Raw genomic sequence first — 13,744 nt, 5'->3', positions numbered from 1 at the left:
CGTGAACAGGCCCTAATGCAGCGTTTCGGGCGCCAGCGAATTGCTCGGCAGCAGCGACGTCAGCCAGCAATTGCTCGGCGCGGCTTTCCCGTTGAAACGGTCGTAGAGCCACGGCAGCATGCCGGCCACCCACGGCACGATCGCGCCCGCATGTTCGAGCGGATACTCGTTGTATGTGACCGGCGTGCCGCTCGCGCAGAACTTCTGCGCCAGTGCGCGCACGTCGTACGCCATCATCACGCCGTCGCCCACCTGGCTGCTGAACGTGCCATCCAGCGCGCCCGCCGTGCCCTGGCCGATGAACATCGGGATCGTCGGCGATGCGGCCAGCCCCGCATTCACCTTGTTCGCATACGTCACGTACACGGGAATGCTGTTGATGTCGTTCGCGTATTGCGGCTTGAACAGCGTGCCCCAGTGCAGCCCCGTGTACTTCGGCAGGATGTACGCGAGCGACTGGCTCTGGATGTCATTGAACACGGCGACGCCGGTATCGCTGAGATAGGGTGTGAGGTCGAAGCCGTAGCCGCGCGACAGCCCGGCCAGCGCGGCCGCGGCTACGCCGCCCCAGACGATGCTGCCGTCTACGTAGCGCAGGTTGTGCGCGGGATCGACCAGCACGCCGCCTTCCGCCGCGCCGACGAGTTGCCGGTTGATCTCGGGCGCATAGCTCGGCGCGAGCTGCGCGGCCCAGTTCGTCGCGATCGCACCGCCGGAATAGCCGATCATCGCCACCTTGCTAGACGGGTTCAGGCCGGTCGACGGCGTATTGAGCGCCGCGCGAATCGAATCGAGCGTGGTCATCCCGTATTCGGGGCCGGCGGCGAAGTCGGCCGTCTGGCCTTCCGTATCGGGCACGATGATGTTGTAGCCGAGCAGCAGCAGCGTCGACAGCGGAATCGATTCCGCGCTGTAGAGCAGCGTGCCGACGTTGATGACCTTCGTGACGTCGCGGTCGCCGGCGATCACCTGCGACGGCTCGTCGTACGGGTTCAGCGAATCGTAGGCCGACTGGTACGAGATCGCCTGGCCGTTGCCGACCTGGCTCCGGATCACGGACGTCACGTTGACGACCGGCTGGTTCAGCGCGTTTTGGGTGCGGTACAGCAACTGCTGCGCGGTCAGCGCGGTGGGAATGCCGGCCACGTGATAGGTGACGCTGCGCGTCTTGAGCACCGTGCCCGGTGGAATCGATGCCAACGGCGTGGCGCCGGTGTACGTGTAGAACGGGTCGGACACGGTCTGCGCGGCGGCGCTGGCCGGCGGTGTGGCGACGGCCAGCGCGGCGGACACGGCCGCCGCGGCCATCATGAAACGTCTGGAGGACATGGTTGGAGCCCCTGGGATAACCTGCTTGCATCGAAGGAAGTTCGGCGGTGTTGCAGACCATCGTGTGTACCGCTTCAAGACCGTTTCCGAGCCATCGACTGTCTCCTGTGAATGAGTAATCCGGCTTGTTCTGAATCCATCGTTTTAGTAGGAGTACAAACCGCATCAATTGAAGCACAACGCGCACGCACTCGATGGGCGTTTTCCCTTGTTTGAAGGTAAACGTCTAGACCCGCCGCCGCGCGATGCGAGGCGCACCGGCCGTTCGGCCGACTGTCCGTGTTTTGTCGAAGTGCCGTACGATCACGGCTGTCCGGTACCGAAGGCCGCACCGTGCGATGCCGGCCGCGCCGTGCACCGCTTGCCTGTAACCGATCGCTCCCTGCCCAACCGACACGCCACGATGACCGTCTCCGAACTGCTCCGCGCCATCCGCCAACCGTATGCCGACCTGCTCGCGAAAGCCGCTGCACAAGCGGCCGTGATCGTCGAACCGGCCTACCGGCGTGCCGACGGTACGCTCGCCGCCGAAGGGCCGCTCGCGTTGCCGTGCCGGGCCGACATCATCGCGACCGAAGGCGAATCGGCCGGCCAGCCGGCGAGGGTCGATTCCGCCACGCAGCTGGCGTTCGAGCCGTTGGCATTCGACCTCGAAACAGCGGCCGTGTCGATTCGCCCGTTCGTGTGGGACTGGGCCGCGATCGAGGCCGGCGGTCTCGACGAAGGCGCGGCCGTCGACGCGTTCAAGACGTGGTTCTTTGCGTGGTTCGATGGCGACGACGAAAACACGCCGGCCGAAGATGGCCTGCACGGGATCGTTCACTACCTGTCGGAACCGGTTCGCACGGAACAGGGGTGGCGCGTCGATACGGATCTCGGCTCCGCACCCGAGACGGCCGTCGAGGATCTACTGTTCCGGCTCGTCGATGCGGGCGCCACGCGGATCGTGCTCGGATAATGCCGTACTTCATTCTTCACCGGCCCATCATGAAAAAAACCTTTGCCGCCCTGCTGCTCTGCGCGTCGCTGCCCGCGTTCGCCACGGTCTCCACCGAGGTGTACTGCTTCAAATCGGACGGCGACAAACCCGTGCGCTTCGAGATGCGCACCTACTACGACGACGCCGTCAATTGGTCGGGTGGCATGGTCCGCTATGCGAAAGCAAAAACGGCCCTGCCGCTGGTGGTCGAGCACGTGGACGAGGAAGTGCTCGCCGAGGACCGACCGCACCAGTTCACGACGACCTGGGTCGAGATGGTCGACGGCAGGATCAATGGGCGGTACGAGATGATGTCGCAGGGCGCGATGATCTATTCGATGACCTATACCAGCGCGCGTACCGGCAAGCAGACCGCGTTCGGCAGGGCACTGGACGTCGACGCCTCCGAACAGACCGGGTGCCGCTGGTGATGCGCCCGCTGATCAGGATGATGCTCGCGCTGATCGCGCTGCGCGCGGGCTTCGCGGATGCCGCGCCGCGCACGGTCTACGAAGGAACGCTGCAAGGCGCCGGCGCCGTCGTGATGGAACTCGACGATCGCCCGGCTGCGGATGGTTCGATCTCGGGCCGCTACTTCTATGCGCAGTACGGCGTCGATATTCCGCTGCACGGCACGCCCGCGGAATTGATCGAACCGCTCGTGCGAACGCAGTTGCCGGACGATGCGCGCGTTCCATTGGGATTCAGCGAGCAAGCCAATTTCGATCATGCCGCCGCCACCTGGCAGGGCACGCGGGACAAGGCCGGCTATCGCGGCCAGTGGACCGACGCGCGCACCGGCAAGACGCGCAATTTCGCGCTGCGGCGCATCGCCGAATACGATCCCGACGCGGTTGCGCCCGGCTCCGTCGAAGCGATCACCAACCGCATCGCCGGCGGCGTCGGCAGCGGCATCGCAAGCGGCGTGGCCATCGACATGCGGCAGGCGCCCTATGCAACGCTGAAGCTCGCCGGGCACGCGCAGCCGGCCGGCCCCGAGGTCGGAGGCGCCACCGTCGCGTACCGGATGTGGCGCGATCCTCGCACGGAGCTCATGTATCCGCGCCTGAGCCGTCATCCCGATCCGGCAGTCATGGCGCGAGTCAACCGCTTGCTCGAACAGCAGCACTGGCAGAAGAATCTCGCCGCGCTCGAATGCGCGTCGACCCGCTATACCGACGACGAGCCGGCGGCCGGTTCGCTCGGCGGCTACGACGACGAACAGGTGACGGTCACGTGGCTGTCGCCTGCGGTACTCGGCATCGTGGAATCGGGCAGTACGTACTGCGGCGGCGCCCATCCGAACAATCACTACGATCCGGTCACGTTCGACCTGCTGCGCGGCACGTACCTCGACTGGAATCGCGTAATCGACGCGACTACGGCAGGCAAGGATGGCAACCCGGCAACGAGCCCCGCACTGGTGAGTTTCATCACGCGGCTGCGCGACAAGGGCGAATCCGGCACTCGTGCGACGGATGGAAGCGGCGATTCGATCGCGTGCGCCGACGTGTTCCCGGAATATCTGGCGTTCGAGTTCGATGCACCCGGCAAGCTGTCGTTCAGCGTCTCCGGCATCGGGCACGCGATGGGTGCGTGTCTCGGGCCGCAACTCGGCGCTTCGTTTGCGGCGCTCGCGCCGATCCTGAAGCCGGGCGGCTCGCGCTATCTCGTACCGGGCGTCAAGCTGAAGTAGCGCGGGAGTGTGTGCGATTTCCGCATCGCGCCCCGGCCCGGCCGCGTGGCGGCGGGGCCGGGCAATGCTCACGCACCGCAACCGCTCATGTCAGGACGCGTCGCCTTGCGCGTCGACGTCGATGCCCAGCTCGCTGGCCATCCGCTGAACCAGCGCACTTAGCCGCGCCACTTCATCCGCGAGGCGCTTCTGTTCGGCCTTCAGCGCTTCGAATTCCGAAGGCGGCACGGAATCGGCGCCGCCGGCATCCGCGCTCGCGAAGTCGGCCATGTTCACTTCGCCGCACATCAGGTGCATCCAGCGGTTCTCGCGCGCCCCCGGCGCACGCGGCAACCGGACGACGAGCGGCTGCGCGCGTGCCGCGAGCTCGTCGAGGAACGCCTCGACCGACGAAATATCCGCGAAACCGTGCAGGCGCGCGCTGTTCAGGCGCAGTTCGGCAGCCGTCTGCGGGCCGCGCAGCAGCAGGATCGTCAGCAACGCGATCGCCTGGCTCGGGATGCCGAGCACGCGGTTCATGTTGTGCTCGAAACGCGGCACACGGCTGCTGCTGCCTTCCATCACGAGGCTCAGGTGCTTCAGCCCGTCGAGCGCGGTCGTGACTTCATCCTCGCTGACGTTCATCACCGGCGCGCGCGCGGTTTTCTGGTTGCAGCCCGCGGTCAGCGCGTTCAGCGACAGCGGATAGGTGTCCGGCACCGTGTGCTGTTTCTCGACGAGCACACCGAGAATGCGGGCCTCGAGAGGCGTGAGTTCGCGAAGGGCGCGTGGCGTGGGCATATCCGGCGTGGTGTTCATGAGTGGCGTCGCAGCGTGCAGCAGGTGAAGGGAAACGGTCGCGGCCCGTCCGGCATCGCGCACGGGCGAGCCATATGATAGCTCGCGTCGCGTAGCCGGCACCGCGCGGCGTGCGGGCGCGCGCACTTGCCGCAGCAGGCGTTCGTCCAACCTATTGGCCGGCCGGTGCCGTGCGATGGATTCCGCCTCCCTGCACGCGGCGGCGTTTGCGCGACACGCAGGCGGGCGCTACGATATGCGTCACCCTGACGCCCGCGGCGGCGCGCGACCGCATTCGCACGCCACACCACGCATCGCCCGTCCCGCACGCGTTGCCGCCACGCATGTGCTCATCCCGTTCACCCCTTCGAACCACTCACCGCCATGACCGCATCCTCTTCCGCTCCGCACGTGCGCGCCATCGTCACCGGACACACGCGCGGCCTCGGCGCGTCGCTCGCCGAACAACTGCTGCTGGAAGGCGTCGCCGTGCTCGGCGTGTCGCGCAGCCGCCATCCGTCGCTCGCGTCGCAGGCGGGCGACCGTTTCGCCGAAATCGAACTCGACCTGTCGGACACGTCGGCCGTCGCGGCCTGGCTGGCGGGTGGCACACTGCGCCGCTTCGTCGACGGCGCGTCGCTCGTGCTGCTGTTCAACAACGCGGGCATCGTCGATCCGATCGGCCCGCTCGCTGCGCAAGACCCGGCAATCGTCGCGCGCGCGGTCGGCGTGAACGTCGCGGCACCGCTGATGCTGTCGGCCGCGCTCACGCAAGCGGTATCGGCCACGACGGAATGCCGGATCCTGCACGTGTCGAGCGGCGCGGCACGCAATGCGTACGCGGGCTGGAGCATCTATTGCGCGACCAAGGCGGCACTCGATCACCATGCGCGCGCCGTCGCGCTCGACGCGAACCGCGCGCTGCGGATCTGCAGCGTCGCGCCGGGCGTCGTCGATACGGGCATGCAGGCGACGATCCGCTCGACCAGCGAAGACAACTTCCCGATGCGCGAGAAATTCGACCAACTAAAGTCGAGCGGCGCGCTCGCGACGCCCGAGGCGGCCGCGCGACAGCTGATCGGCTATGCGCTGAGCGATGCGTTCGGCTCGGCGCCGACGGCGGACGTGCGGGAACTGCCGAGCCACTGAGCCACGGCCTGTTCACGCTGATAACGGGCTTGCGCTAGCCTCCACGCGGCCCGTCAACGCCCTTCGAGCCGCTTCGTCCAGTCTTCGACCTGCCGCTCCGCCCGGCGCTTTTCGAGCATCTTGCGCCAGCCGGACGGCAGTATCGGCACGTCGCACAGCGCATCGAGCGCGGCCATGTCGAGCGTGTGCCGGTACAGCACGTCGAGCACAGTCGACAGCGGCCATTGCGGATAGCCGCGCCGATGCAACGCCAGCACGTCGCCCGGCGCCACCCAGCCTTCCTGCAGCACGCGGTAGTACCAGCCCGTCCGGCCGCTCTGCTGCACGAGCGCGGCCATCCGCGGATGATCGAAACGCGTGTTCAGTTTCCAGCAGGGTTGCCGCGACTGCGACACCTGAAGCACGGCGCCCCCCAGCGTGAATTCGTCGCCGAGACACACGTCGCGCTCGGTCACGCCGTGCGTCGACAGGTTCTCGCCGAACGCGCCCGGATGCGCAAACACGTCGCGCGCGCCGATCTGTGCCGACCACCATGCATAGTGATCGTGCGCATAGTGGTGGACCGCCTTGTCGGGGCCGCCGTGATGCCGCGCATCGGCCTGCTCGTCGCCGGCAAAGCCGAGCGTGCCCAGCCACAGACGCGAGCCGACCGGCTGCTTGTCGATCGCGCTGGCGTGCGGCGTGCCGGCCAGCGGCCGGCTCTGGCCGACCCGCACCGCGCCGATGGCGACCGAAATCGCCGGCCATGCCGCATCGTTCATGTCGTCACACCGTCGGGCAGCGTTGCGAGCAAGCGTTCGAGTTCACGCGTGCGCGCGTCGCCGAGCGGCATCAGCGGCTTCCTCGGTTCGCCCGCATCGAAGCCGCGCAGGCGCAACCCGGCCTTCACGGTCACCGGCAACCCGCCGTTCACGATGAACTGCAGCAGCGGCAGCTGCGCATGAAAGACCGTCCTGGCGCGCGCCAGGTCGCCCGTGCGCATCGCGTCGAACAGCGCCAGCGGCAACGCCGCGTTCAGGTTCGGCGCGGCCGTGCACCATCCGGCTGCGCCCGCTGCGAGCGCGGCGAGCGCCATCGGATTGCTGCCGTTGTAGAACGGGATCGCGCCGTCGCTCAGCTGCGCGAGCCGGTGCATCCGCCCGATGTCGCCGGTGCTCTCCTTCACCATCGTCACGTTGTCGACGCTCCGGCAGATCGTCGCGATCAGGTCCGGCGACATGTCGACGCCGCTCGTCGCGGGGTTGTTGTACAGCATGATCGGGATGCCGATGGCGTCGCCGATCGCGCGATAGTGCGCGACGATCTCGTCGTTGGCGAGCTTCCAGTACGACACCGGCAGCACCATCACCGCATCGGCGCCGGCCTGTTCGGCGAAGCGCGCGCGGCGCACCGCGCCCGACGTGGTGAGATCGGAAATGCCGACGACGGTCGGCACGCGCCGGCGCACCGCGCGAATCGACGCGGTGGCGACTGCCTCCCATTCGGCGTCGGACAGGTACGCGCTTTCGCCGGTACTGCCCAGCGGCGCGATCGCGTGGACGCCGTCGGCAATCAGGCGCTCGATCAGCGCTTCGAGCGTTTTCAGGTCGATGGCGCCGTCGGCGGAGAACGGTGTAACCGGGTAGGCAATGATGCCTTTCAACAGGATGGACACGATATGTATTCCTCAATGATGATCTGACATGACCGTGGCGAATCGCCCGCTCATTCGATGCAGTCCTGGTGCGTACGCAACGCCCTGCGCGCGTAGTAGTCGAACGTCACCGCATCGCGCTTCGGCTTCGAAATCCAGTCGTGCGCTTCGCGCGCCAGCGCCGGCGGCACCGGCTTGATCTCGCCGGCCGACATCGCGAGCAGTTGCAGCTTCGCGGCCCGCTCGATCAGCAACGCGAGGATGCACGCTTCCTCGATCGTCTTGCCGACCACGAGCTGGCCGTGGTGCGACAGCAGGATCGCGCGCTTGCTGCCGAGCGCCTTCGAAATGATCTCGCCCTCCTCGTTGCCGACCGGCACACCGGGCCAGTCCTTCAGGAACGCGCAATCGTCGTACAGCGGGCAGGTATCCATGTGCGACACGACGAGCGGCTGCTCGAGCATCGACAGCGCCGCGACGTGCGCCGGATGCGTATGGATGATGCAGTTCACGTCCGGGCGCTCGCGGTAGATCCACGTATGGAACCGGTTGGCCGGATTCGGAATGCCTTCGCCATCGACGACGTCGAGATCCTCGTTCACGCGCAGCAGGTTCGCCGCCGAAATCTCGTCGAAACCGAGCCCGAGCCGCTGCGTGTAGTACGTGCCGGCGTCACCCGCGCGGCAGGTGATCTGCCCGGCCAGGCCCGAATCGTGGCCGGCGTCGAACAGGATCCGGCACGTGAGCGCGAGCTTCTGCCGCGCGGACCAGCCGCTGTCGCCCACCGCGTTGTCCAGGCGCCGCTCCGCCAGCGCGACGAGTGCCTCCTTCGTCAGATTCAGCGTTTCCGCCATGTTTACCTCCTGATTGGATCGGGTCGGTCGCGCCGTCCGCGGCCGCTTTCCCGGAGAAACATGACACACAATACACCACAGGACACTTTGTGTCATGCGTTACAATCGGTTTTTCGAAGGACACCTGGCGCCCCATGACGATTCGCCTGAAACTGCTCAGAAAACAGAAGGGCTGGACACTCGACGTGCTGGCCGACGAGACGGGCCTCACCAAGAGCTACCTGTCGAAAGTCGAGCGCGGCCTGAGCGTGCCGTCGATCGCGGTCGCGCTGAAGCTGTCGAAAGCGCTGAACGTCGACGTCGAGCAGCTGTTCTCGGAAAGCCACAACCGCGAGCTGATCACGGTCACGCGCGCGGGCGAGCGCACGGCGATGGGCGCGGCAGCCGACAGCCACGCGCATCGCTTCGAGAGCATCGCGGCCGGCGTCGCGCCGAAGAAGATGCTGCCGTTCGTCGTGCATCCGCCGCACGCATTCGTCGCGTCGACGTTCCGCGAGCACGAAGGCGAGGAGTTCCTGTTCGTGCACAAGGGGCGCGTCGAAATCGAATTCCCGAACGAGACGGTGCAACTCAAGACCGGCGATTCAGTCTATTTCAACGCACTCATCCCGCACCGCACGCGCAGCCTCGGCACCGCGCAGGCGGAGATCCTGGTCATCGTCAGTCACGACGACTAGCATCGTCACCTTTTCGCGCAAGGATCCCCGATGGTCACGAAGGCCACCGCACCGTTCCAGCAGATCAAGACGCTCGTTCGCCAGAACGTCGAATCGGGCGACTGGCGCCCCGGGGATCGCATCCCGTCCGAGCTCGATCTCGCCGCGCAGTTCGGCGTCGCACGCATGACGGTCAACCGCGCGCTGCGCGAGCTGACCGAGGAAGGCGTGCTGAAGCGCATCGCGGGCGTCGGCACCTTCGTCGCCGAGGTGAAGCCGCAGTCGAACCTGCTGATGATCGCGCACATCCGCGACGAAATCCGCGCGCGCGGGCACGAATATCGCTGCCGCGTGTTGAGCCGGTCGAGCGAACCCGCGTCTTTCGACGTCGCGGCCGCGTTCGGCCTGCCGGTCAACACGCCGGTGTTTCATGTGGTGTGCGTGCACGAGGAAAACGGCCGCCCGATCCAGCTCGAGGATCGCTACGTGAACCCGGCCGCCGCACCCGGCTTCATCGACCAGGATTTCCAGGTCGAGCCGCCGTCCGAGTACCTGTACAACAACGTGTCGCACGACGAACTGGAGATCGAGCACGTGGTCGATGCGTCGTTGCCGACCGGCGAACAGGCGCGGCTGCTCGACATGCGCGCCGACGAGCCGTGCCTCACGCTCACACGCCGAACCTGGACGAACGGGCAACCCGTCACGTTCGTGCACTTCCTGCATCCGGGCAACCGCTACCGGCTCGGCTCACGCTTCAAGCCGGGCGCCGGACGCCACCCGACCTGATCCTGTTCCCACGCATGCAAGCACACGGCGGCCGTTTCGTCAGAAAACGGCCGCCGCGCCCGTCATGCACGCCCGCCGGCGTCAGATCGCGCCGGCCTGCCCCGCGCCACGCGACCACACGACCGGAAACAGCGGGTGATCGAGCGGCGCGCCGTCGGGCAACTGCTCGGCGAGCCCCGGGAAATCGGGCGACGTCTTCCAGCGGCGCGGCGCATGACGGATATCGTCGCCGACGAAGCGGATCGAGAACGCGCGGCGGCGGTTCTGCGTACCGCCCGCCGCATGCAGCGTGAGCATCCGGAAGCACACCATGTCGCCGGGCTCGAGCGCCCAGCGACGGATCGGAAATGCCGCGCGATCGCCTTCGATGTCCGGCAGATCCGCGAGGCTGCCTTCCGGGAACCACTTCGCTTCCTTGTCCATGAACGTGCGCGGCATCAGCCACGGGCCGAGATGCGAGCCCGCGACGAATTCCAGCGTCGCTTCGAGCGGCACCGGATCGACCGGAATCCACATGCTGACGTTGTCGTCGCCTTCGATGTTGTAGTACGGCTGGTCCTGGTGCCACGGCGTGCGCTGCCGCGTGCCGGGCTCCTTCACGAGCAGGTGGTCGTGATGGAGCCGCACGTGTTCGGTGCCCATCAGCGCGGCGGCCACCGACGGCGCCGGCGAGCGCACGATGAAGTCGCGATACGCGTCGTTGTGCTGCCAGTTGCAGAAATCCTCGAAGAACCAGCCCGGATCGTCGGGCCGGCTCGCGACTTTCGCGCGCGCGCTCGGCCGTGCGAGATTCGCGTCGATGCCGGCGCGCAGCACGGCGACTTCGTCGGGCGAGAAGATGCCCTTGATGCAGACCGCGCCTTCCTCGCGGAACGCGGCGATCAGGTCGGGGGTCACGGCTTGCGCGACGCGGTCCTGGATACTCGTCATGGTGTGCCTGTCGATTGAATGAATCACGGGATCACGGAATCACGGTGCGGAAGTCAGCTGCTGCTTCGCGCCGTAGATGTCGAAGTCGAAGTATTTCGCGGCGATCTTCTGGTACGTGCCGTTCGCGCGGATCGCGACGATCGCGTCGTTCAGCCGCTTCTTCATCGCTTCATCGCCCTTGCGCACGCCCATTGCGACGCCGTAGCCGGTGATCCGCACGTCGGTCACGTCGGGGCCCGCGAACGCGTAGCCCTTGCCGCGCGGCGTCTTCAGGAACGAGTAGCCGGCCTGCGTCTTGTCCTGGAAGGTCGCGTCGAGGCGACCGTTGACGAGATCCTGGTACACCTGGTCCTGGTTCTGGTACGAGACGATCGTCACGCCCTTGGTCGCCCATTCGGCCTTCGCGTACGCCTCCTGCGTCGTGCCCTGGTCGATCCCGACGCGCTTGCCCGCGAGCGATGCGGCGTTCGGCAGCAGCTTCGAGCCGACCGGCGCGACGAGCGCGCCCGGCGACGCATACAGCTTGTTCGAGAAGTCGATCTGCTTGAGCCGCTCGTCGGTGGCCGTCATCGCGGACATGATCACGTCAAATTTGCGCGCGCGCAGCGCCGGAATCATCCCGTCGAAGCCCTGCTCGACCCATACGCACTTCGCATGCAGTTGCTCGCAGATCGCATTGCGCAGGTCGATGTCGAAGCCGGCGAGCGAACCATCGGGCTGCTTCGCCTCGAACGGCGGATACGTGGGGTCGATGCCCCAGCGGATCGTCGACGTGTCCTGCGCGAACGACACGAGCGGCGCGAACGCCAGCGCGGTAACGAGGAGCTTTGCAGTGCGGTTCATGGCGTGTCCTTGAAGGTCTCGACGCGGCGGGCAAGCGCCGGCGTCCGGTGGGGGGCGGTGCGCCGGAACGCGCGGCGCGGTGCGCGAAAGACAGGGACTTCGATGGAACTGCGATGCAGTCTAGACTGCTCAATTTCTGAGCGCAAGCGAGAACACGCGGGGACGAGGTGGAGTGAGGCCGGGCGGGGGCGAAAAGGAAGGGATGGTGTTTGAAATACGGCCACGTGGCAGGATTTTCGTGGTTTTTCGGTGTTTACCCTGCGCGACGCACGCCTGACACAGAGCGTGTTTTTCAGATATCCGCGGTGTAACGACCCTATACAGGCGATCGATGGAGAGTCTCCTCCGACGCGGCTTCGGCGGTATTGTCCATGCGACCTATACCGCATAAGCAATGACTCGGAGCCAATAGCTCATCCGGGAATGTAAGATATACTTTACATCAAAGGGCGCTAAACGTGCGCCGGGAGGTCGATATGCAACTCTATGAAATCGGTCAGGCCGTTGCAAAACGAAGGGCGGAACTCGACCTCACACAGGCCCAGCTTGCCAAGCTCGCCGGGCTGTCTCGGTTCACCGTCAACCAGCTCGAAGCCGGCAAGGTCAAGGATCTCGGGATCAACAAGCTGATCCCGTTGCTCAGCGTGCTCGGCATCGAACTCCTGGCGCTGCCGCGACAGGCTCACAACGGCCTCCACAAAGCCGTTGTGAGCGCGAACGTCAGCTACAAGGGCGAATTGACCGAGCGCTTGCTGGCCGACGCGTTGACCACCGGACACATTCCGGCAGGATACGAATCGCAGTTCTCCGTCATCCTCGACGAGGTGCCGCTGCCTGTCGTGGTGAAAGCGGCCGAGGAAGCCGCCGAACGCTCGGGCACCCCGCTCCGGACCATCTGGAAAAACCTCGCGGCTTGGTCGAAGGCGCTTCATCTCTATCGGGAGGTATGGGTTTGACCTCAGCACCTTCCCGTCCCGGCTGAAACCGACCGCACCCCCGCCAGCACCCGCCCGATCTCCCCATACCCGCGCCGCCGCGCATGCTGCAACGGCGTCTTGGCGTTCGAATCCACGAGATTGACGTCCGCGTGCCAGGCGAAACCGCGATTGCCCGCGGCATCCGACCATGTTAAAAGTCGTCGCACGCATTTGGAAATGAAATGCTCGAATCCACAGAAGTGCAGAAATGAATAGACCCCTGTTCGACCTCGACCTGCTGCGTGCGCTCGTGATGGTCGCCGACTGCGGCAGCTTCACGACGGCGTCCGCGCGCCTGCATTCGACGCAGTCGACGGTCAGCCAGAAGGTGCGCCGGCTCGAGGAAATCGCCGGGCACCGCCTGCTCGACCGCGGCACGCGCGACGTACGGCCGACCGACGCGGGCGTGACGGTGCTCAGCTACGCGCGGCGCATGATCGCGCTGAACGACGAGATGCTGGAAGCGCTGTCGGGCGCCACGGTCGCGCTGACGATCCGGCTCGGCGTGCCCGACGACTTCGCGGCAGGCCGCACGACGCATGCGCTCGCGGCATTCAAGCGCGCGCATCCGCAGGTGAAGCTCGAAGTGACGTGCGGGCTGAGCCGCGACGTCAGCGCCGCGTACGACCGTGGCGAGCTCGACCTCGTGCTGATCAAGCAGCGTCGCGACAGCCGCGAGGCCGTCGTGCGCTGGCCCGAGAAGCTGCGCTGGATCGACAGCGCAAAGCATCCGTCGATCGATCTCGACCCGGTGCCGATCGTCGTGTTTCCGCCGCGCGGGCTCTATCGCGACGACATGATCAAGGCGATCGAGGAGCGCGGCCGCCGCTGGCGGATCAGCTTCACGACGTCGAGCCTGAGCGGCATCCAGGCCGCCGTCGCGGACGGGCTCGGCATCAGCGTGCTGCCCGCGCGCGTGGTGACGGACGAGCACGTCGTGCTGACCGCGAAACAGGGCTTCGCGCCGATCGAGCACATGGACATCGCGATCCTGCATCGGCCGACGGCCGACCCGATGGTCAGCGAACTGACGAAGGCGCTCGCGACGATGCTGGAACACGAGGAGTAGCAAGCAGGCCGGATGCGGCGGCACTGCGAAGGACGCCGCTGCACCGCCGGCACCGCCGATGCG

At 66.5% G+C, this 13,744-nt stretch carries 15 protein-coding genes; 8 read left to right on the top strand and 7 right to left on the bottom strand.

The window, feature by feature from the left end:
• Positions 1-12: 12 nt before the first annotated feature.
• The gene (locus ACPTTC_RS18870) at positions 13-1,329 is read right to left on the bottom strand and encodes a lipase family protein (protein ID WP_423393456.1); all 1,317 of its coding nucleotides are present in this window, start codon (positions 1,327-1,329) and stop codon (positions 13-15) included.
• Between the two features lie 403 nt (positions 1,330-1,732).
• Between ACPTTC_RS18870 and ACPTTC_RS18865 the strand changes: the two genes are divergently transcribed.
• From ACPTTC_RS18865 to ACPTTC_RS18855, 3 genes are read left to right on the top strand one after another with little or no spacing between them, the layout of a single operon-like run.
• Positions 1,733-2,287, top strand: a complete 555-nt coding sequence (locus ACPTTC_RS18865) for a hypothetical protein (RefSeq protein ID WP_423393455.1) — start codon at positions 1,733-1,735, stop codon at positions 2,285-2,287.
• A gap of 29 nt (positions 2,288-2,316) precedes the next feature.
• A complete protein-coding gene (locus ACPTTC_RS18860) occupies positions 2,317-2,739 on the top strand; it encodes a hypothetical protein (protein WP_423393454.1) in 423 nt (140 codons plus the stop codon).
• Positions 2,739-4,004 (top strand): hypothetical protein, encoded by a 1,266-nt coding sequence (locus ACPTTC_RS18855; protein WP_423393453.1) that lies wholly within the window; start codon positions 2,739-2,741, stop codon positions 4,002-4,004. The genes ACPTTC_RS18860 and ACPTTC_RS18855 overlap by 1 nt, the downstream gene beginning before the upstream one ends.
• A gap of 90 nt (positions 4,005-4,094) precedes the next feature.
• Here the strand turns inward: ACPTTC_RS18855 and ACPTTC_RS18850 are convergent, their stop codons facing one another.
• Complete coding sequence (locus ACPTTC_RS18850; protein ID WP_423393452.1) at positions 4,095-4,802, bottom strand: YceH family protein; 708 nt, start codon at positions 4,800-4,802, stop codon at positions 4,095-4,097.
• Between the two features lie 363 nt (positions 4,803-5,165).
• Between ACPTTC_RS18850 and ACPTTC_RS18845 the strand changes: the two genes are divergently transcribed.
• The gene (locus tag ACPTTC_RS18845) at positions 5,166-5,930 is read left to right on the top strand and encodes an SDR family oxidoreductase (protein ID WP_423393451.1); all 765 of its coding nucleotides are present in this window, start codon (positions 5,166-5,168) and stop codon (positions 5,928-5,930) included.
• Between the two features lie 53 nt (positions 5,931-5,983).
• Here the strand turns inward: ACPTTC_RS18845 and ACPTTC_RS18840 are convergent, their stop codons facing one another.
• From ACPTTC_RS18840 to ACPTTC_RS18830, 3 genes are read right to left on the bottom strand one after another with little or no spacing between them, the layout of a single operon-like run.
• Entirely contained in the window at positions 5,984-6,691 is a 708-nt protein-coding gene (locus tag ACPTTC_RS18840; RefSeq protein WP_423393450.1) for an MOSC domain-containing protein, read from the bottom strand.
• Positions 6,688-7,584 carry a dihydrodipicolinate synthase family protein gene (locus ACPTTC_RS18835; protein WP_423393449.1) on the bottom strand — a complete coding sequence of 299 codons (897 nt, stop codon included), beginning with the start codon at positions 7,582-7,584 and terminating at the stop codon, positions 6,688-6,690. Before ACPTTC_RS18835 ends, ACPTTC_RS18840 begins: the two co-directional genes overlap by 4 nt.
• 50 nt (positions 7,585-7,634) lie before the next feature.
• On the bottom strand, positions 7,635-8,417 hold the full coding sequence (locus ACPTTC_RS18830) for an aldolase (protein WP_423393448.1): 783 nt from the start codon (positions 8,415-8,417) through the stop codon (positions 7,635-7,637).
• Positions 8,418-8,551: 134 nt separating this feature from the next.
• Between ACPTTC_RS18830 and ACPTTC_RS18825 the strand changes: the two genes are divergently transcribed.
• Positions 8,552-9,094: a helix-turn-helix domain-containing protein gene (locus tag ACPTTC_RS18825; RefSeq protein ID WP_175952713.1), complete on the top strand. Its 543-nt coding sequence runs from the start codon at positions 8,552-8,554 to the stop codon at positions 9,092-9,094.
• A 30-nt stretch (positions 9,095-9,124) separates the two neighbouring features.
• Positions 9,125-9,862, top strand: a complete 738-nt coding sequence (gene hutC / locus ACPTTC_RS18820) for a histidine utilization repressor (RefSeq protein ID WP_175952714.1) — start codon at positions 9,125-9,127, stop codon at positions 9,860-9,862.
• A gap of 81 nt (positions 9,863-9,943) precedes the next feature.
• On the opposite strand, the gene ACPTTC_RS18815 is transcribed toward hutC, so the two are convergent.
• Positions 9,944-10,792, bottom strand: coding sequence for a phytanoyl-CoA dioxygenase family protein (locus ACPTTC_RS18815; RefSeq protein ID WP_423393447.1), 849 nt, complete (start codon positions 10,790-10,792; stop codon positions 9,944-9,946).
• Between the two features lie 39 nt (positions 10,793-10,831).
• A complete protein-coding gene (locus tag ACPTTC_RS18810) occupies positions 10,832-11,635 on the bottom strand; it encodes an ABC transporter substrate-binding protein (RefSeq protein ID WP_175965197.1) in 804 nt (267 codons plus the stop codon).
• Between the two features lie 476 nt (positions 11,636-12,111).
• Here ACPTTC_RS18810 and ACPTTC_RS18805 point away from each other — a divergent pair, with 476 nt between their 5' ends.
• Both ACPTTC_RS18805 and ACPTTC_RS18800 read left to right on the top strand, forming a co-directional pair.
• Positions 12,112-12,591, top strand: a complete 480-nt coding sequence (locus ACPTTC_RS18805; RefSeq protein WP_423393446.1) for a helix-turn-helix domain-containing protein — start codon at positions 12,112-12,114, stop codon at positions 12,589-12,591.
• Positions 12,592-12,820: 229 nt separating this feature from the next.
• On the top strand, positions 12,821-13,681 hold the full coding sequence (locus tag ACPTTC_RS18800; RefSeq protein ID WP_423393445.1) for a LysR family transcriptional regulator: 861 nt from the start codon (positions 12,821-12,823) through the stop codon (positions 13,679-13,681).
• Positions 13,682-13,744 lie beyond the last annotated feature (63 nt).

It is taken from the genome of Burkholderia mycopellens (genome assembly GCF_964265025.1).
Lineage (GTDB): Bacteria > Pseudomonadota > Gammaproteobacteria > Burkholderiales > Burkholderiaceae > Burkholderia.
This window is presented reverse-complemented; position numbering and strand designations above follow the sequence as displayed.

Bases quoted from the DNA above. Each gene is read 5' to 3' on its own strand.
- ACPTTC_RS18870 (WP_423393456.1), bottom strand. From the start codon at position 1,329: ATGTCCTCCAGACGTTTCATGATGGCCGCGGCGGCCGTGTCCGCCGCG.
- ACPTTC_RS18865 (WP_423393455.1), top strand. From the start codon at position 1,733: ATGACCGTCTCCGAACTGCTCCGCGCCATCCGCCAACCGTATGCCGAC.
- ACPTTC_RS18860 (WP_423393454.1), top strand. From the start codon at position 2,317: ATGAAAAAAACCTTTGCCGCCCTGCTGCTCTGCGCGTCGCTGCCCGCG.
- ACPTTC_RS18855 (WP_423393453.1), top strand. From the start codon at position 2,739: ATGCGCCCGCTGATCAGGATGATGCTCGCGCTGATCGCGCTGCGCGCG.
- ACPTTC_RS18850 (WP_423393452.1), bottom strand. From the start codon at position 4,802: ATGAACACCACGCCGGATATGCCCACGCCACGCGCCCTTCGCGAACTC.
- ACPTTC_RS18845 (WP_423393451.1), top strand. From the start codon at position 5,166: ATGACCGCATCCTCTTCCGCTCCGCACGTGCGCGCCATCGTCACCGGA.
- ACPTTC_RS18840 (WP_423393450.1), bottom strand. From the start codon at position 6,691: ATGAACGATGCGGCATGGCCGGCGATTTCGGTCGCCATCGGCGCGGTG.
- ACPTTC_RS18830 (WP_423393448.1), bottom strand. From the start codon at position 8,417: ATGGCGGAAACGCTGAATCTGACGAAGGAGGCACTCGTCGCGCTGGCG.
- ACPTTC_RS18825 (WP_175952713.1), top strand. From the start codon at position 8,552: ATGACGATTCGCCTGAAACTGCTCAGAAAACAGAAGGGCTGGACACTC.
- hutC (WP_175952714.1), top strand. From the start codon at position 9,125: ATGGTCACGAAGGCCACCGCACCGTTCCAGCAGATCAAGACGCTCGTT.
- ACPTTC_RS18815 (WP_423393447.1), bottom strand. From the start codon at position 10,792: ATGACGAGTATCCAGGACCGCGTCGCGCAAGCCGTGACCCCCGACCTG.
- ACPTTC_RS18810 (WP_175965197.1), bottom strand. From the start codon at position 11,635: ATGAACCGCACTGCAAAGCTCCTCGTTACCGCGCTGGCGTTCGCGCCG.
- ACPTTC_RS18805 (WP_423393446.1), top strand. From the start codon at position 12,112: ATGCAACTCTATGAAATCGGTCAGGCCGTTGCAAAACGAAGGGCGGAA.
- ACPTTC_RS18800 (WP_423393445.1), top strand. From the start codon at position 12,821: ATGAATAGACCCCTGTTCGACCTCGACCTGCTGCGTGCGCTCGTGATG.